13 protein-coding genes are annotated in these 15,739 nt (G+C 65.6%); 9 read left to right on the top strand and 4 right to left on the bottom strand.

The window, feature by feature from the left end; translation table 11 throughout:
- Positions 1-251 precede the first annotated feature (251 nt).
- Positions 252-1,172, top strand: a complete 921-nt coding sequence (locus tag FCT00_RS08710; RefSeq protein WP_138422692.1) for a hypothetical protein — start codon at positions 252-254, stop codon at positions 1,170-1,172.
- On the opposite strand, the gene FCT00_RS08715 is transcribed toward FCT00_RS08710, so the two are convergent.
- On the bottom strand, positions 1,169-2,074 hold the full coding sequence (locus FCT00_RS08715) for a hypothetical protein (RefSeq protein ID WP_138422693.1): 906 nt from the start codon (positions 2,072-2,074) through the stop codon (positions 1,169-1,171). The two genes, FCT00_RS08710 and FCT00_RS08715, sit on opposite strands and share 4 nt — an antisense overlap.
- Positions 2,075-2,612: 538 nt before the next feature.
- Here FCT00_RS08715 and FCT00_RS08720 point away from each other — a divergent pair.
- Complete coding sequence (locus tag FCT00_RS08720; protein ID WP_171042946.1) at positions 2,613-3,668, top strand: Hint domain-containing protein; 1,056 nt, start codon at positions 2,613-2,615, stop codon at positions 3,666-3,668.
- Between the two features lie 130 nt (positions 3,669-3,798).
- Entirely contained in the window at positions 3,799-4,725 is a 927-nt protein-coding gene (locus tag FCT00_RS08725; protein ID WP_138422695.1) for a hypothetical protein, read from the top strand.
- A gap of 16 nt (positions 4,726-4,741) precedes the next feature.
- On the opposite strand, the gene FCT00_RS08730 is transcribed toward FCT00_RS08725, so the two are convergent.
- Complete coding sequence (locus FCT00_RS08730) at positions 4,742-7,027, bottom strand: NADP-dependent malic enzyme (protein WP_138422696.1); 2,286 nt, start codon at positions 7,025-7,027, stop codon at positions 4,742-4,744.
- 153 nt (positions 7,028-7,180) lie between these two features.
- Between FCT00_RS08730 and FCT00_RS08735 the strand changes: the two genes are divergently transcribed.
- From FCT00_RS08735 to FCT00_RS08755, 5 genes are all read left to right on the top strand, one after another.
- Positions 7,181-7,597 (top strand): cytidine deaminase, encoded by a 417-nt coding sequence (locus FCT00_RS08735; protein ID WP_008335146.1) that lies wholly within the window; start codon positions 7,181-7,183, stop codon positions 7,595-7,597.
- Positions 7,594-8,805: a phosphopentomutase gene (locus tag FCT00_RS08740; RefSeq protein ID WP_138422697.1), complete on the top strand. Its 1,212-nt coding sequence runs from the start codon at positions 7,594-7,596 to the stop codon at positions 8,803-8,805. Before FCT00_RS08735 ends, FCT00_RS08740 begins: the two co-directional genes overlap by 4 nt.
- On the top strand, positions 8,802-9,809 hold the full coding sequence (locus FCT00_RS08745) for an adenosine deaminase (RefSeq protein WP_138422698.1): 1,008 nt from the start codon (positions 8,802-8,804) through the stop codon (positions 9,807-9,809). Before FCT00_RS08740 ends, FCT00_RS08745 begins: the two co-directional genes overlap by 4 nt.
- Positions 9,802-10,434: a uracil phosphoribosyltransferase gene (upp, locus tag FCT00_RS08750; protein ID WP_008335151.1), complete on the top strand. Its 633-nt coding sequence runs from the start codon at positions 9,802-9,804 to the stop codon at positions 10,432-10,434. Before FCT00_RS08745 ends, upp begins: the two co-directional genes overlap by 8 nt.
- Before the next feature lie 102 nt (positions 10,435-10,536).
- Positions 10,537-11,943, top strand: coding sequence for a hypothetical protein (locus tag FCT00_RS08755; protein WP_138422699.1), 1,407 nt, complete (start codon positions 10,537-10,539; stop codon positions 11,941-11,943).
- 48 nt (positions 11,944-11,991) lie between these two features.
- On the opposite strand, the gene FCT00_RS08760 is transcribed toward FCT00_RS08755, so the two are convergent.
- Positions 11,992-13,011 carry a hypothetical protein gene (locus tag FCT00_RS08760; RefSeq protein WP_138422700.1) on the bottom strand — a complete coding sequence of 340 codons (1,020 nt, stop codon included), beginning with the start codon at positions 13,009-13,011 and terminating at the stop codon, positions 11,992-11,994.
- Positions 13,012-13,225: 214 nt separating this feature from the next.
- Entirely contained in the window at positions 13,226-14,191 is a 966-nt protein-coding gene (locus tag FCT00_RS08765; protein ID WP_138422701.1) for a hypothetical protein, read from the bottom strand.
- 197 nt (positions 14,192-14,388) lie between these two features.
- Here FCT00_RS08765 and FCT00_RS08770 point away from each other — a divergent pair, with 197 nt between their 5' ends.
- On the top strand, positions 14,389-15,666 hold the full coding sequence (locus FCT00_RS08770) for an MGH1-like glycoside hydrolase domain-containing protein (protein ID WP_138422702.1): 1,278 nt from the start codon (positions 14,389-14,391) through the stop codon (positions 15,664-15,666).
- Positions 15,667-15,739: the final 73 nt, after the last annotated feature.

Raw genomic sequence — 15,739 nt, forward strand, 5'->3', positions numbered from 1 at the left:
GTGACGTCACGTCGCCGTCGCAAGCCTGTTGGCGGTAACCTGCGACCATATGGCGGGAGAATTTGCAGAAATCAGCGCAAGGGCCCTGCAAATTTTTGCAAAGACGCGGCTGTTTCGCAGTTTCGGGGCCGATGTGGCGTGAGTTTGCAAAGTCGGACTTCGCAACCGAAGAATCGCGCCCGCTTGACAGGGGCGAGACGGTGCGGCTCACATCCCCACATTGCATTTCAGGCAGTCATTCGGGGGATCACATGCAACGTCTGATCGTATTTCTGGGGGCTCTTTTCGCCATGCTGGCCGGTCCGGCGCAGGCCGATTGGGTCTCGGGCAAGGGGCAGGGGATCGAGGGGTATTACGCCACCGAATGCCCGATGAACCATCACAAGGGCACGGGCGATCCGTTTTCCGTCTGCTTCTCGCTGTCCTGCGAGGGTGGGGACGAGCTTGTCGCCAATATCTATGTCGAGAAATGGGATGCGCTTTCGCAACTCGACCGGTTCGAGGTTCTGATGATCCCCGATGGCGGGCGGGTCGGGCAATTCGACATGACACTCAGAGATGAACGGGTCTGGTCGGCGCCGTTCGAGTTTCGCCATGTCGACTGGCTCGAGGACATGAAGCGCGGGTCCGCCGCGACCCTGTCGATGATGCTTGCGCCGGATCAGGAGGATCGGAAGTTCCCGGTGACGCTGCGCGGGTCGACCAAGGCGCTGACCTATGTGATCGAACAATGCGGGTTGCCGGATTTCGCGGCCCAAAGCGTGCGCCTGCGCACCTTCGACGACCCCGAGGCGGCGGTGCGCGACGAGATCGAGCGCGATTGTCACCGCCAGCGGGGCACCGTGACCTATCAGGAGGGGTTCCGGACGGACCGAGATCTGAACGACGACGGGCTGATGGATGTCGAGTTCAACTACGGCGCGGCGGTCTGCGATGCGGCGCCCGCGTATTACTGCGGCTCGGCGGGGTGCACGGGGGCGCTCTTCGTGTCGCACCCGGACGGGCGCAAGATCCGCGTGCTTCGGACCAACTATTTCGAGGTGACCAAGGGCGAACCGGGGGCGATCCAGATCAGCTACCACGGCAGCGCCTGCGGGAAGGCCGGGGTTGAGCCGTGCTTCAAGCATTATCAGGTCGAATACTTCGACCTGATGCCGATCGATCTGGACTAAAGCGGCGGCCAGTCGACTTCACCCGCGCGGGTCAGCCCCTCGCGGGTGAAGCGGTAAAATACGGCGCAGGGGCCTTCGCTTTCCGGTGCACATTCGCTTTCGTGGCGGCGAAAGACCATGCCGCCTTCGACGGTGCGGAACCCTTCGGCGATGCCGCGGAAGGCTTGGACGAACCCGCCGCCTCGGGCGAGGTGGATGGCGACCTCGCAGCCCGCCCAGCCGCACCAGGCCGAGCCGATGGGGCCGCAGTTGGCGGTGCCGTAGTTCACGACCCAATCCATCTGGCCGTCGCCGTCGAAGTCTTCCTGCCGGGTAAAGCCGTCGTTCAGCACGGCGGCGCGGCTGTGGGTGTCGATGCAATAGGCCGTCACCTCGTCGCGGGCGGCGCGGTCGGGGTCGCGGGCCGGGGCGATGTCGGCCTGCCAGCAGGAGGCGAGCGCGTGGTCGATGGCCTCGCGGCTGCCCTTGAGGGACAGGTGGTCGTGCCAGAGGTAGGTGTCGGTGAAAAAGGTCAGCGCCCCGGACGTTCCCGCTTGCAGGGCTTCGATCCCCGCCCGCCACGTGGGGCCGGAGAGGCCCTTGACGTAACGCCCGTCGCCCGCCGCCGTAAGCCGCAGATCCCAGATCTGGCGCCCGTCCACATCGACGGCAAGGCCGATGTCGCCCGGTTCGTCGAACCCTGCGATGGAGGCCGCGATCAAAAGCGGTTCGCCCGGCACGCATTCCAGCGACAGGCAGTTGTGGACGCCCATGCCGGGGTTCTCATAGGGGCAGATCGCGGCCCCGGTGACGCGGGTGATGGGATTGTCGGGAATGACGGTCCATTCCCGCGACTCGGACAGGGCGGGCACCGCTGCGAGCGGGGCGGCGGCAAGGGTCAGAATCGAAAGCATCCTGCGCATTCGGACAGGTTAGATCGCTTGGCTCGCTCTGCAAACAGCGACAGGCACCCGCAACCGTCTACGACTTTGGTCGTATTGTTCCGCTATCTTTCGAAGGTGCGGCATATCCTTTTTGCGTTTTGCGAACGGTGAGCCTCCGGGCGGGCGGATGTCTTGAAAACGGACGCAAAAACAGGGGCTTCCTGCGGGGGCGTTAACCGGGCGGTTCAATTCCAGGTTTCTGGATTTACCAATGAAATTAGACACTTGCGCTCGAATCGGGACGTTTCGCAAACATGATCGTAAAAAGCATGAATTCTTTCGCCATCGCAGGTTGTCCCCCTGTCCTCGCCACAATCTTGCCAAATTCCTTGTCGACACTTTTTGCATTGAGCAAAGGTAGAAGCCGTTCGATCGGTCAGGTTACAGGGTCCAATTTTAATCAGTTTCGCAGCGGTCGGCGCTTCTCCAGACAGATAAATCATCGGGTTCCGCCCTTCGTCCGACGAACATGCGTTCGGCCGGCCGGGCCCGGTGCGACCGAGACCGAGGCACGAAAATGGCTGATGCGACAATTACCGCAACGCCCTATGACGGCGACCTGCTTACCATCCAACTCTTGTCCCCGGACGTGACGCATGTGCTGGCGGACTTCGGCACCCCGACCACGCAGACCCTGAGCGACGATGACGGCTGGCTTTCTGATGCGGATGACGGGATCGCGACCTTCGGGGGCGACCCGATCGACTATATCGGTTCGGGGACGGCCACGCCCGGCGTGGACGTCGGCGGCTTCATCGTGCCGCTGGGCACGTCGGTTCCGCTCGTCGCGTTCGAGGCGGGGGGACAGATCTATTTCCACTATCCCGAGGGCCCGCCGAACCTGTTGTCCGCCGTCGCGCTGGTCACCAGCCTGTCGCCCGCGCCCTATGAGGTGTTCACGCCGCTGTGCTTCGGCGCGGGCACCCTGATCGCGACCGCCGAGGGCGAGGCGCGGGTCGAGGATCTGGGCCCCGGCGACCGGGTGCTCGATGCCTTCGGCAAGGTGCACGAGGTCATCTGGCAGGGCGGCCGCGTGCTCGACATTCCCGACGCGCCGGATTTCGAGAAATGGCGGCCTGTGCGGGTGCGCGCCCATGCCTTCGGCCCCGGTTGCCCGGCGCGCGACACCTTCCTGTCTCAGCAGCACCGCGTGTATTTCGAACATCCAGGCCTGACCGTGCCCGACGGCGCGCATGGCGCGTTCGCCCCGGCCCGGCAGATGGTCAACGACCGCTCCGTGCGCATCGCGCGGGGGCGGGCACGGATGAAGTATCATCACGTCCTCTGTGCCGAGCATGTCGTCCTGCTCGCGAACGGGATGCCCGCCGAAAGCCTTTATGCGGGCGCGCTGATCTGGGAGATCGCCGAGCAGATGCCCGAGGCGGTCCGCGCCCGTCTGCCCGAACTCGCCCGCACCATGAAACCGGCCGCACCCGATATGGGCGCAACCCAGTCGGAAGACCTGAGCGATACCCTGGCCGACAGCTCCCCGCTCCTTGGGGCTGGCGGTGGTCGGTCCGAACCGGACTGGTCGCACGGGGTTCGTATCCGACAGGGATTTCAAGCGGCCTGACCCCTGGCCCGTGCGTCCTGCGCGGGCCAGGGACCTTCCCCGCCGTCACCGAGAGGGCGGGCCGCGTTGCACCCCGTGCGCCAAGCGTGCATGACTCTGGGCACTGATCCGGAGGTGCCCGATGCGATTCATGACGCTCATTCTTGGTCTGTTCGGCCTGTTTTCCATGCCCGCCATCGCGCAGGACTGGAGCTTCAACCCGGATATGCAGGGCGAGGTTCAGGCGGTGGCCTGTCCGCTCGACGATGACGAGACCGGGAATTACCTGTGCCTGATGGTCGGCTGCGAACAGGGGCAACCCCTGCGCTGGCGTCTTGTGGCGGCGGGGGGCAATCTGCCGGACCCGCTGCGCATCAATATGTTCATCGACGAAGCGCCTTCGGGGTTCCTGTCGCTCGGTCAGGTCCAGTCGGACGTCCCGTTCGACTTCGTGGCGCAGGTCGATCCCGAGCGCGACGTTCGCCTGCTCGAGGCGCTCAGGGCGGGCGGCGGGGCGATGATGATCCTCGACCCCGAAGGCGCTGCGATCGAACGCCCCCTGTCGCTGCGGGGCAGCGGCAAGGCGATCGCATCGGCGATGGAGGCCTGTCCGATGCGCGCGCCCGCGGTCGCGGACCCGGTGGCGACGGTGCTGTCGTCGCTGGAGGCGGAGTGCAAGGATCTGGGCGGCGTGCTGGAAATGGTCGGAGGGTTCGAACGGTCCGAGGATCTGGACGGCGACGGGCGCGACGATCTCATCATCGAATATGGCGGCGCGCCCTGCACCACGGCCCTGTCGCTGCACTGCGGGTCAGGGGGCTGTGTGTCCGACATCTATATGGCGCGCGACCGGGGTTACATCCGGGCCTGGTCCGACGTCGTGCGCGACGTGCTGAACGAAGAGGGGCCGGGGGTGGCGATCTCGGTCCACGGTTCGGCCTGTGATCTGGCAGGCGTGGAAAGCTGCGTGCTGCGGGTGGACCTGTCCGGGGACACGCCGCAGGTGGTCGAGACCATCGCCGGGGCCGATGCGGATGCCCTCATCGAAGCCCTCGGCGGTGTCGGCCCCGTGGAGTGAGCCGCGCGTCTGCGCCCTAGCCGTAATGCGCCACGGGCGTGCCGGCGATGGCGGACATGTTCAACAGCCCCCGCGCCGTGATCGAGGGCGTGACCACATGCGCGCGGTTGCCCATACCCATGAGGATCGGCCCGACCTCAAGCCCGCCGGCTTTCATCTTGAGCATGTTGCGCACGCCCGAGGCGGCATCCGTATTGGCGAAGACCAGCACGTTCGCGGGCCCTTCGAACCGGGCACCGGGGAACATGCGCTCGCGCACGTCGACGTCGAGCGCGCTGTCCACATGCATCTCGCCCTCATAGGCGAAGCTGCGCGCCTCGCTGTCGAGAATGTCGAGCGCACCGCGCATCCGGCGCCCCGTGTCGCAGTCGAGGTTGCCGAACTGCGAATAGGAACACAGCGCCACCTTGGGGGTCAGGCCGAAGCGTTTGACGTGCCGCGCCGCACCGCAGACGCTTTCCGCGATCTGTTCGGCGGTGGGTTCGGGGTGAACATGGGTGTCGGCGATGAAGAGCGGCCCGTCTTGAAGGATCATGAGCGAGAGCGCACCGACGGGATGGTATTTCTCGGCCCCGCCGCCAAGGATTTCCTGCACGTATTTCAGGTGCCACAGGTATTGCCCGAAGGTGCCGCAGATCAGGCTGTCGGCCTCGCCGCGATGCACCATGATGCCGCCGATGGCGGTGGTATTGGTGCGCATGACGGCGCGGGCGATATCCGGCGTGACGCCGCGCCGGGCCATGATGGCATGGTAGGTTTCCCAATAGTCGCGGTAACGCGGGTCGTTTTCGGGGTTCACCACCTCGAAATCCGTGCCGGGTTTCAGCGGCAGACCCGCGCGGGCGAGGCGGGTTTCGATGACCTCGGGGCGACCGATGAGGATCGGCGCGTCGGTCGTTTCCTCGAGCATCGCGTTGGCCGCGCGCAGCACGCGCTCGTCCTCGCCCTCGGCAAAGACGATCTTGCGCTCGGCGGTCGCGGCGGCTTCGAACACGGGCCGCATGATGAGGGCCGAACGAAACACCGAACGGTCGAGCCGATCCTTGTATTCGGCGAGGTCGGGCAAAGGGCGGGCGGCGACGCCCGATTCCATCGCGGCCTTGGCGACCGAACTTGCCACTACGCCCATAAGGCGCGGGTCGAAGGGTTTCGGGATCAGGTAATCCGCGCCGAAGGTGAGCTGTTCGCCTTTGTAGGCGGCTGCCGCCTCGGCGCTCGTCGTGGCGCGGGCCAGCGCCGCGATGCCTTCGATACAGGCGATCTGCATCTCGTCGTTGATCTCGGTCGCGCCGACGTCGAGGGCGCCCCGGAAGATGAACGGGAAGCACAGCACGTTGTTGACCTGATTGGGGTAATCCGAGCGGCCCGTGGCCATGATCGCGTCCGGGGCCACTTCGCGCACGAGGTCGGGCATGATCTCGGGCGTCGGGTTGGCCAGCGCGAAGATGATCGGGCGGTCGGCCATTGTCGTGATGTGCTCTTGCTTCAGCACGCCGGGGCCGGAAAGCCCGAGGAACAGGTCCGCGCCCTCGATCACGTCGTCGAGCGTGCGCAGGTCGGTCGTTTGCGCGTAAGCCGCCTTCTGCGGGTTCATGGAGGCTTCGCGCCCTTCGTAAACCAGCCCGTCGATATCGCAGAGCCAGACGTTCTCACGTTTGACGCCGAGTTTCAGGAGCATGTTGAGACAGGCGATGCCCGCCGCCCCGCCACCCGTTGAGACGACCTTGATATCCTCGAACGCCTTGCCGGCCACGCGCAGCGCGTTGGTGGCGGCGGCGCCGACGACGATGGCGGTGCCGTGCTGGTCGTCGTGGAAAACCGGGATGTTCATCCGCTCGCGGCACAATTGTTCAACGATGAAACAATCGGGGGCCTTGATGTCTTCGAGGTTGATCGCTCCGAAGGTGGGTTCCAGCGCGCAAACGATGTCGGCCAGCTTCTCGGGGTCGCTTTCGTTCACTTCGATATCGAAGCAGTCGATGTTGGCGAACTTCTTGAACAGAACCGCCTTGCCCTCCATCACCGGCTTCGAGGCCAGCGCGCCGATGTTGCCAAGCCCCAGAACCGCCGAGCCGTTGGAGACGACGGCGACGAGATTGCCGCGCGCGGTGTATTTCGACGCCGTGACCGGATCGTCCTTGATTTCAAGGCAGGCTTCCGCGACGCCGGGGGAATAGGCGAGCGACAGGTCCCGCCCGTTCGCCATCGGCTTGGTAGCGCGGATTTCGAGCTTTCCGGGTTTCGGATATTCGTGATAATCCAGCGCGGGGTGGCGGGCGTTCTTGGATGTATCCTCGGCCATGCGGCGTCCTCCTGAAGATGGTTTAATGTTAAACCACTTTCCGTCGCGCGGGGGATAGCCGATCACGCGGGGTCAAGGCAAGTGTCGTCGCGATTCGCCTTGCGCGTGGCGTAAATCCCCCCAAACTGGACCATACGGTCAAAGGAGGCGCCCGTGTCAGAAAATACGGTGTCGGAGAAATCCCTGTTGGACGAGGCCAAGGGTGTCTGGCCCAAGGCCTATGCGCCCTATTCCGGGTTCCGGGTGGGGGCCGCGATCCGGTCGCCCTCGGGTCGGGTGCACCTTGGCGTTAATGTCGAAAACGCGGCCTATCCGGAAGGCACCTGCGCCGAGGCGGGTGCGATCGCCGCGATGATCGCGGCGGGCGACACCGAGATCGCCGAAATCGCGGTGGTGGGCGATGCGCCCGATCCCGTGACCCCGTGCGGCGGCTGCCGCCAGAAGATCGCCGAGTTCGCGCGCAAGGGCACCAAGGTGACGATGGGCACGCTCGACGGCGGCGAAATGGTCGTCACCATCGAAGACCTGATCCCCTGGGCCTTCGCCAAGGCGCAGATGGAGGGGAAATGACCCGCGCCTTTCTCGTCGTGCTGGACAGCGTCGGGATCGGCGGCGCGCCGGATGCGGATGCGTTCTTCAACGACGGCACGCCGGATACGGGGGCGAACACGGTCGGTCATATCGCCGAAGCCTGTGCCGAGGGCCGGGCGGACGACGGGCGCGAAGGCGCGCTGATGATGCCGAACCTCGACCGGCTCGGGTTGGGTATGGCGGTCAAGCTCGCCTCGGGTCTGATCGCGCCGGGGCTGGGGGCCGAGCCGTGGGGCGCGTGGGGGGCGGCGACCGAGGTGTCCAAGGGCAAGGACACGCCATCTGGGCATTGGGAGCTTGCGGGCGTGCCGGTGCCCTTCGACTGGACCTATTTCCCGGATGAGGAACCCGCGTTCCCGTCCGAGATCACGGCGGCGATCTGCAAGGCGGCGGGTGTCGACGGCATCCTCGGCGACAAGCACGCCAGCGGCACGGTCATTCTGGACGAGTTGGGGGCCGAGCACATGCGCACCGGCCTGCCGATCTGCTATACGAGCGCGGACAGCGTGCTTCAGATCGCCACCCATGAAGAGGCGTTCGGGCTGGAACGGCTTTATGCGCTGTGTGAGGCGATTGCGCCGATGTTGCATGAGCGGCGGGTGGGGCGCGTGATCGCCCGGCCTTTCCTTGGTGACGCCGAAACGGGGTTCGAGCGCACGGTGAACCGCCGCGATTTCGCGCTGGCCGCCCCCAAGCCGACCCTTCTGGACTGGGTCTGTGACGCGGGCCGCCCGATGCACGCGGTCGGCAAGATCGGGGACATCTTCGCGCACCGGGGCGTCACGGATAACGCCAAGGGCACGGACGAGGCGTTGATGGAGGCGTTGATCGGCTTGGCCGACACCGCCGAGGATGGCAGCCTGACCTTCGCGAATTTCGTGGAGTTCGACTCGAAATACGGGCACCGGCGCAATGTGGCGGGGTACGCCCGGCACCTCGAATGGTTCGACGCGCAGTTGCATCGGTTTTTCGACAAGATGAAGCCCGGCGATCTGGTGATTTTCACCGCCGACCACGGCAACGATCCGACGTGGGTCGGCACCGACCACACGCGCGAACGGGTGCCGGTGCTGTGTCACGGGATCGGGACACGCAAGTTGGGTCAGATCGCCTTCGCCGACGTGGCGGCGAGCGTGGCGGATCACCTCGGACTGAGTGAGCGCGGGGCAGGGAGGTCGTTCTTGTGACCTTGCCCGAAGAACTTGCCGACGCGATCCGGCGGATGCCTAAGGTGGAACTGCACCACCACATCGAAGGGGCCGCGCCGCCGGCCTTTGTGCGGGGGATGGCCGCCGAGAAGGGCTTGAACATTTCGAACATTTTCGATGGGCGAGGCGCCTATGATTATGCCAATTTCTTGCAGTTTCTCGATGTCTATGAACAGGCGACCAAACCCCTGACCAGCCCGGAGGATTACGGGCGGCTGACCGTCGCGGTGCTCGAGGAAGCGGCGAAGGACAACGTGATCTACCTCGAGACCTTCATCTCGCCCGCCTTCTGCGGGGGCGGCGATGTGGCGGCGTGGAAAGAATACCTGCACGCGATCCGCGAGGCTGCGGCGACGGTGCCGGAGGTGACGCTCAGGGGCATCATCACGGTAGTCCGCCATTTCGGCCCCGACGAAGCCAAGCGCGCGGCGATCTGCGCGCAGGAGACGGTGGGGTCGTTCATCACCGGCTTCGGCATGGGCGGCGATGAGAACGCGGGCACGTTCCGCGATTTCACCTATGCCTTTGACGCCGCGCGCGAGGCGGGGCTGCGGCTTACCACCCATGCAGGCGAGTGGGGCGGACCCAAGGTGGTGCGCGAGGCGATCGAGGTGCTGAAGGTCGAACGGATCGGGCATGGCGTGCGCTCCATCGAAGATCCGAAGCTGGTGGATTATCTCGCGGCCTCCGGCGTGGTGCTGGAGGTCTGCCCGCAATCGAACGTCGCGCTGGGCGTCTATCCGTCGACCAAGGCGCACCCGATCCAGAAGCTGCGCAAGGCGGGCGTGACGGTGACGGTGTCCACGGACGATCCGCCGTTCTTTCACACCACGATGACGCGGGAATTCGAGGAATTGGCGCTGGCCTTCGGATGGGACGTTGACGATTTCCGCGCTCTTGGCATAACCGCCGCCGATGCCGCATTCTGCGACAAGGCCACGCGCGCCGCCCTGAAGTCGAAACTGGAGAAATTCGTTGCCTGACCATCTGACCGTCGTCGAACACCCGCTCGTGCAGCACAAACTGACCATCATGCGGGAGAAGGAGACGTCGACGGCGGTGTTCCGGCAGCTGCTCAGGGAAATCTCGCTTTTGCTCGCCTACGAGGTGACGGGCGATCTGGCCATGACGACCAAGGTCATCGATACGCCGATCACCGAGATGGACGCGCCGACGCTCAAGGGCCGCAAGCTGGCGCTGATTTCGATCCTGCGGGCGGGCAACGGTCTGCTCGATGGGATGCTGGAACTGATCCCTTCGGCCCGCGTGGGGTTCGTGGGGCTTTATCGCGACGAGGCGACGCTGGAGCCGGTGCAGTATTATTTCAAAGTGCCCGAATACCTCGACGAACGCGTGGTGATCGCGGTCGATCCGATGCTGGCCACCGGGAACTCGTCCGTCGCGGCGATCGACCTTCTGAAAAAGGCCGGGGCCAAGGATATCCGGTTCCTGTGTCTGCTGGCGGCACCCGAAGGCGTGGCGCGCATGAAAGAGGCGCATCCGGACGTGCCGATCATCACGGCGGCGCTGGACAAGAAGCTCAATGAAAAAGGGTATATCGTGCCCGGTCTGGGCGATGCGGGCGACCGGATGTTCGGAACGAAATAGCCTGTTTCCAATATCTTGACTGAGATTTAGGGTTTCACCCACTGGACAGGCCAAAATCCATCCGCCATGGTGAACCCTAAATCTAGTGTTGGGGGACACGGTATGAAATTTTTCAAGTATGCAAGTGCCTTGGCCATCGCTGCCACGATGTCCGCCGGAGCCGCCCAGGCCGTCACGTTGGCGCAGGGGGCCAAGCCCCGTGAAACGCCGCCAGCCGGATACAAGGGCGATGTCTATGTCGACAGCCGTGGATGCGCCTATGCCCGCGCCAATGTGGGCAGTGCGACCAACTGGGTGCCGCGCCTTTCGCCCAACCGGGGTGAGGTGGTCTGCGGTCTGAACCCGACCTTCGCGGCCGGCAATGCACGCGGTTCGGTCCCCGCGCCGATCGCGCCGCCCCCGCCGGGCGACGTGGCGACCGCCGCTGCCGCTGCCCCTGCGCCGAGCGCACCGACCACCCAGACCCTGCGCACGCCGAGCCCGGCACCGGCCCCCACCAACGTGTCCGCAGCCCCGGTCCGCCCGGTCGAGACCCAGCCGCGTCAGGCCGCGTTCCAGACGACCACCGGACTGTTCGCCAACCTGCCGACGCCCAGCCCGGCGCCCGAGCCTTCGAACCTGTCGGCGGGCCGCAACACGTCGAGCGGTGCCGATCTGGCGGTCGCGCCGTCGAACAACCGCCGGATGGAAGTGACCTGTCCCGGCACCACCGGCACGGCCCGCGTGATGATCGGCGGTCGTCAGGTGAACGTGAACTGCGGGGCGAGCGCCACGCAGCCCCGGCTTTACACGGTTCAGCACACGAACGGTTACACCACCGAACTGGTCGCGACCCCGGCGCCCGTCGTGATGGCGCAGGCCGCGCAGGTCGGCACCTATGGACAATACCGCCCGTCGGTGCGCGCCACCCCCTATGGCGCCGTCCCGGTGATCCCGAACCCGCCGTCGCCGCGCGTCACGGTGAACCATCCGACCTATCAGGTCTATGCGGCCACGCCGGACAAGCGCGCGCTGACGACCGCGCCGCGCATGACGATGCAAGACGCCAACATCACCTCGACCTACCGCGTGCCTCATGCGGGCGAGAGCTATGAGTCCTACATCGCCGACAAGGCGCGCGCCCATGCGCAGTCGGGGATCTTCTACGAATACGGGGCCGAGCTTCAGGCGCGCCCGCTGCCGTCGCCGTTCCCGCAGACCGGGGCCGATTATTCGATCAACGGCTATGCCGTGAACCCGCGCTATTCCGGTGTCGAAGTGCCGGACGTCTACAATCCGCGCGTGCGCTATCACCGGGCACCACAGGTCCAGTCGGACAACACGGTCTATTCCAACCCGCCGGTCGCGCGCGCCACGCCCGCACCCGCCGTGCCGGAAGGCTACCGCGCCGCCTGGGACGATGACCGGCTCAACCCGAACCGGGGGCCGCGCACGATCCAGGGCGAGGTGGATATGGTTCAGGTCTGGACCAACACCGTCCCGCGCAGGCTTATCACCGTCCCGCGCTGATCGGGCCGAGACACGACATCGGGAACCCCGCCCAAGTGGCGGGGTTTTTCATGTCTCGCAGATGCTTTGCAGGCTGACCCACGACGCGTCGGGGAGGAGCGGTTCCGCCGCCGTGACCGGAACCGGATCGGCCTCGATCAGGGGCAGCGTGGTCTCGCCCGACGGGTCCAGCGCATAGGCATAGGGTGTGGACCTGAGGCCCGCCGCTTCGAACGCCGTCAAGAGCGCGTCGTTGTCGAGCGGCTCGGCTTCGGCGGTCAGGAGGTGGCGGGCGTAGTCGTCGAGGACGGCGTCCGAAACCTCGCCCGTCGTCAGGAGTTTCGCGGTGGTCATCAGGCCGGCATGGTCGAGAAGCGCACGCATCGGGTCGGTCTGACGCGCGCGCAGGTTCTCGGCGAGGATGAAGCCGGCGACCACGTCGGGCTCGTTCTCGTCCACGATCAGGTCGCGGTTCACGAGGATGATGCTGCCTGGCACGACACGTGCGGTCGCGACCCCGTCGGGAACGACGAGCACGCGCGTGCGGCCCGTGCCGAGGACACGGCGCGCCAATTGGTCGAGGGCGGACTGGCCGCTCCCGTCACAAGGGGCGCCCGAGACGCGGCGGATGCGGTTCATGAGGCGGTCCCCGACCTCGGTCCGGGTGGCATCGGGAAGCAGCGCGACGGTCTGGCGGGTCAGCGTTTCCGGCACCCAGACCAGCGTGGCCGTCACCAGCGCCGCCGCGACGGCCCCGGTCAGGACGAGCCGCACGCGCCCGCTGCGCGGCCTGCGCCGCGCGATGGCTTTGCGAATGCGCTCGATCGCCGCGATCATGTCGTCATCCGAAAGCTCCAGTTCCTCGGCCTCGTCGGCGGCGTCCGAGGGCGCATAGAGGGCAGGGCGTTTCGAGGGGTTCTTGCGGTGGACGGCGGCGAGCGACCAATGGGCGAGCGCGCGTTCGGCGGTGTCGGTGAGGGTGAGCGTGGCATCCCCGATGGACACGACAACTTCCACCCGCTGCGCCGTGGGATCGGCGCGCCAGAGGCCGGAGGCTTCGAGCCTGTCGTATTCCTTGAGGGCCGTCATGGGGGCCTGCCGCTGCTCATCTTGTCTGTTTTGCGCAGGATACGCCCCGGCGGCGGTTTTGCAAAGCGGTCGCTCACAAGCGGGGTGCGCGCGGGCGCGCACGCAGGATTTGCGCCGCCCCGGCAAGGCCGGGCCGTCGCGGTGGCACGCGCCGATGGCGCGTCCGGAGGACCAGTCCTCCAGACCTCCTGAAGTATTTCGGAAACGAAGAAGATCAGGCGCGTCGGCGTGCGAAGATCAGGATGATCCCACCGATCAGGCTGACGAGAAGGTAGTCTATGAGGGGGATGCGCGCGACTTCTTCCAGCCGGGTCCAGCCGCGATCGGCATAGACGACGAGCGTCGCGGCGGTGATCGCGAGGCCGAGGATCCAGCGGGCGCGGCGCGACAGGCCCAGACCGTGCATCTGGGTGACGACGATGAGGGCCGCGAAGCCGAAGGCGAACATAGGCCAGAAATCCTGACCGCCGACCACCGCGACGATCACGCCGTGGACCAGCACCGTGCCTTCGAGCACGAAGGTCCACCAGCGGTTCGTGTGGACGCGGGTGAAGATGAAGCTCGCCTGAATGAACAGAAGGAAGGTGTAGAAAAAGCCCCAGATGTGGCCCCAGGTCGCCTCCATCGGGTGATACCAGTAGGTGAAGGTCACGGCCCAGGCGAAGTAATAGCCGTGGCTGCGGATGAGGAACGGGCGGGTCGCCGCGAACCACGATTTGCCCGCGCCGAAGAAAAGGCCGCGCCGGGGTGCTTCGATCAACAGGACGAGCACGAGGACGAGGACCACGGAGCCTTGCGAATACATGACCGGCACGTCCTGTGCGAGGCCGTCGTAGAACAGGGCGGTCTGGAGCGCGTGGAGGGTCGCGAAAAAGGCGGTTCCGCCGAGCGCCACCCAGTTCAGCGGGTGCATGGTGGTGCGGTCGCGAAGGCGATCGCGGTTGGTCTGAGCCCACCAGATGAGGCCCCAGATGAAGGCCTGATGCGCGAGGTATCCGCCCCAAGCGGTCGCGCGGCTCCAGATATCCGGGTCGGGGCGTTTCCACAGATACCAGTTGTAGCCCTGATCGGGCGGGAACCGGACCTGCGCGATGAACGGGTGCAGAAGCTGGATGGCGAGGGCCGCGAGCACGGCGAGCGCGACGGACAGCGCGAAGGGGCGGGCGATGGCGGGTGGCATTCTGTGTCCCGGTCTTTCTTGCGACTACGCCACGTCGGGCGCGGCGGATCAACCCGGATCATCGCTTTGCCCAATTTGCGGGCAGCCGGGCGCCCGGACCGTCCTGAGGGTGCGGGAAATTTGCATAGGTGGCGGGGCTTGCCTAAAACCGAGGCAACGGTCTTGCGGGCCCCGACGCCGCAGGACAGCGTGAGGCCATGGAAGGCGCGGATCCGGGCATGAACTACGACAAGATCGACAAGAAGGCCCGCAAGGTTCTGCAAAGCAACGACCGTGGGCTCTACACGGTGCCGACCAAGGGGCTCTATCCCTACCAGTGGAACTGGGACAGCGCCTTTGCAGCCTGGGGCTTTTCGGTGTTCGATGCCAAGCGCGCCTGGGCCGAGTTGGAGACCCTGTTCCAAGGCCAGTGGGACACCGGAATGGTGCCCCATATCGTCTTTCACAAACAGAGTTTCGGCTATTTCCCCGGCCCCGACGTGTGGGACATCAACCGGGTGCCGCATACCTCGGGGATCAGCCAGCCGCCGATCGCGGCGACGATGGCGCGCGCGGTCTATGAGGCCGACAAGCGGTATGGCCGCATCCACATGGAACTGCTCTACGGGCGGCTGGTGAGCTGGCATCGCTGGTGGATGAAGAACCGGGTCGAAAACGGCATGGTCTGCATCACGCATCCGTGGGAAAGCGGGCGGGACAACGCGCTCGACTGGGATGCGGCGCTCGTCGGCGTGGATACCAGCGAGGTGGGGGAATACCACCGCTCCGACACGGATCACGTCGATGCCTCGATGCGGCCCTCGAAACTCGACTACGACCGATATGTCGCGCTGTTGCAATTGTCCAAGGCGTCGGACTGGAACGAAAAGGTCATCGCCGACAAGAGCCCCTTCCGGGTAGCCGACTGCGGCATGACATTCATGTTTCTGCGCGCGTGCCGTGACCTCCTCCATATCGCGGCGGAGTTCGACATGGGCACGGACGAGATCGAGGGGTGGATCTTCGACCTCAAGCAGGGCGTGAAGAGCCACTGGAACGAGGCGCGGGGGCACTATGACAGCGTCAACGTCAAGACGGGGGCGTTCACCAACACGCTGACATCGGCCAGTTTTCTGAACTGGTATGCAGGTATTCGCGACGACCGGCAGCTAAAGCATTTGCACCGCATTCTGGATCAGGTGCAGTACGGCATTCCGTCGCTCGACCCCGACAATCCGCATTTCGACGAACTGCGGTATTGGCGCGGGCCGGTCTGGGGGATGATGAACGCGATCATCGGCATCGGGCTGGCCGAAACCGGGCATACGGTTCTGGCCGAGCGGTTGCGCAAAGATACCCAGAAACTGATCGCGGAGCACGGGTTCTACGAGTATTTCAACCCGGTCGACGGCGCGGCGGCGGGGGGTGGCGAGTTCACGTGGACGGCCGCGATCTGGCTGACCTGGGCCAGTCCCCATGCCAAGGGGCGGTTCTAGGCCGTTAGGCGAATCTTCATGCGAAGGTGCGAAGCCTGACTGGAATGGCACGGTGACGTGCGGCGTTTCAGGT

This window comes from Maritimibacter alexandrii (assembly GCF_005871115.1).
In the GTDB taxonomy this organism is placed as follows: Bacteria; Pseudomonadota; Alphaproteobacteria; order Rhodobacterales; family Rhodobacteraceae; genus Maritimibacter; species Maritimibacter alkaliphilus.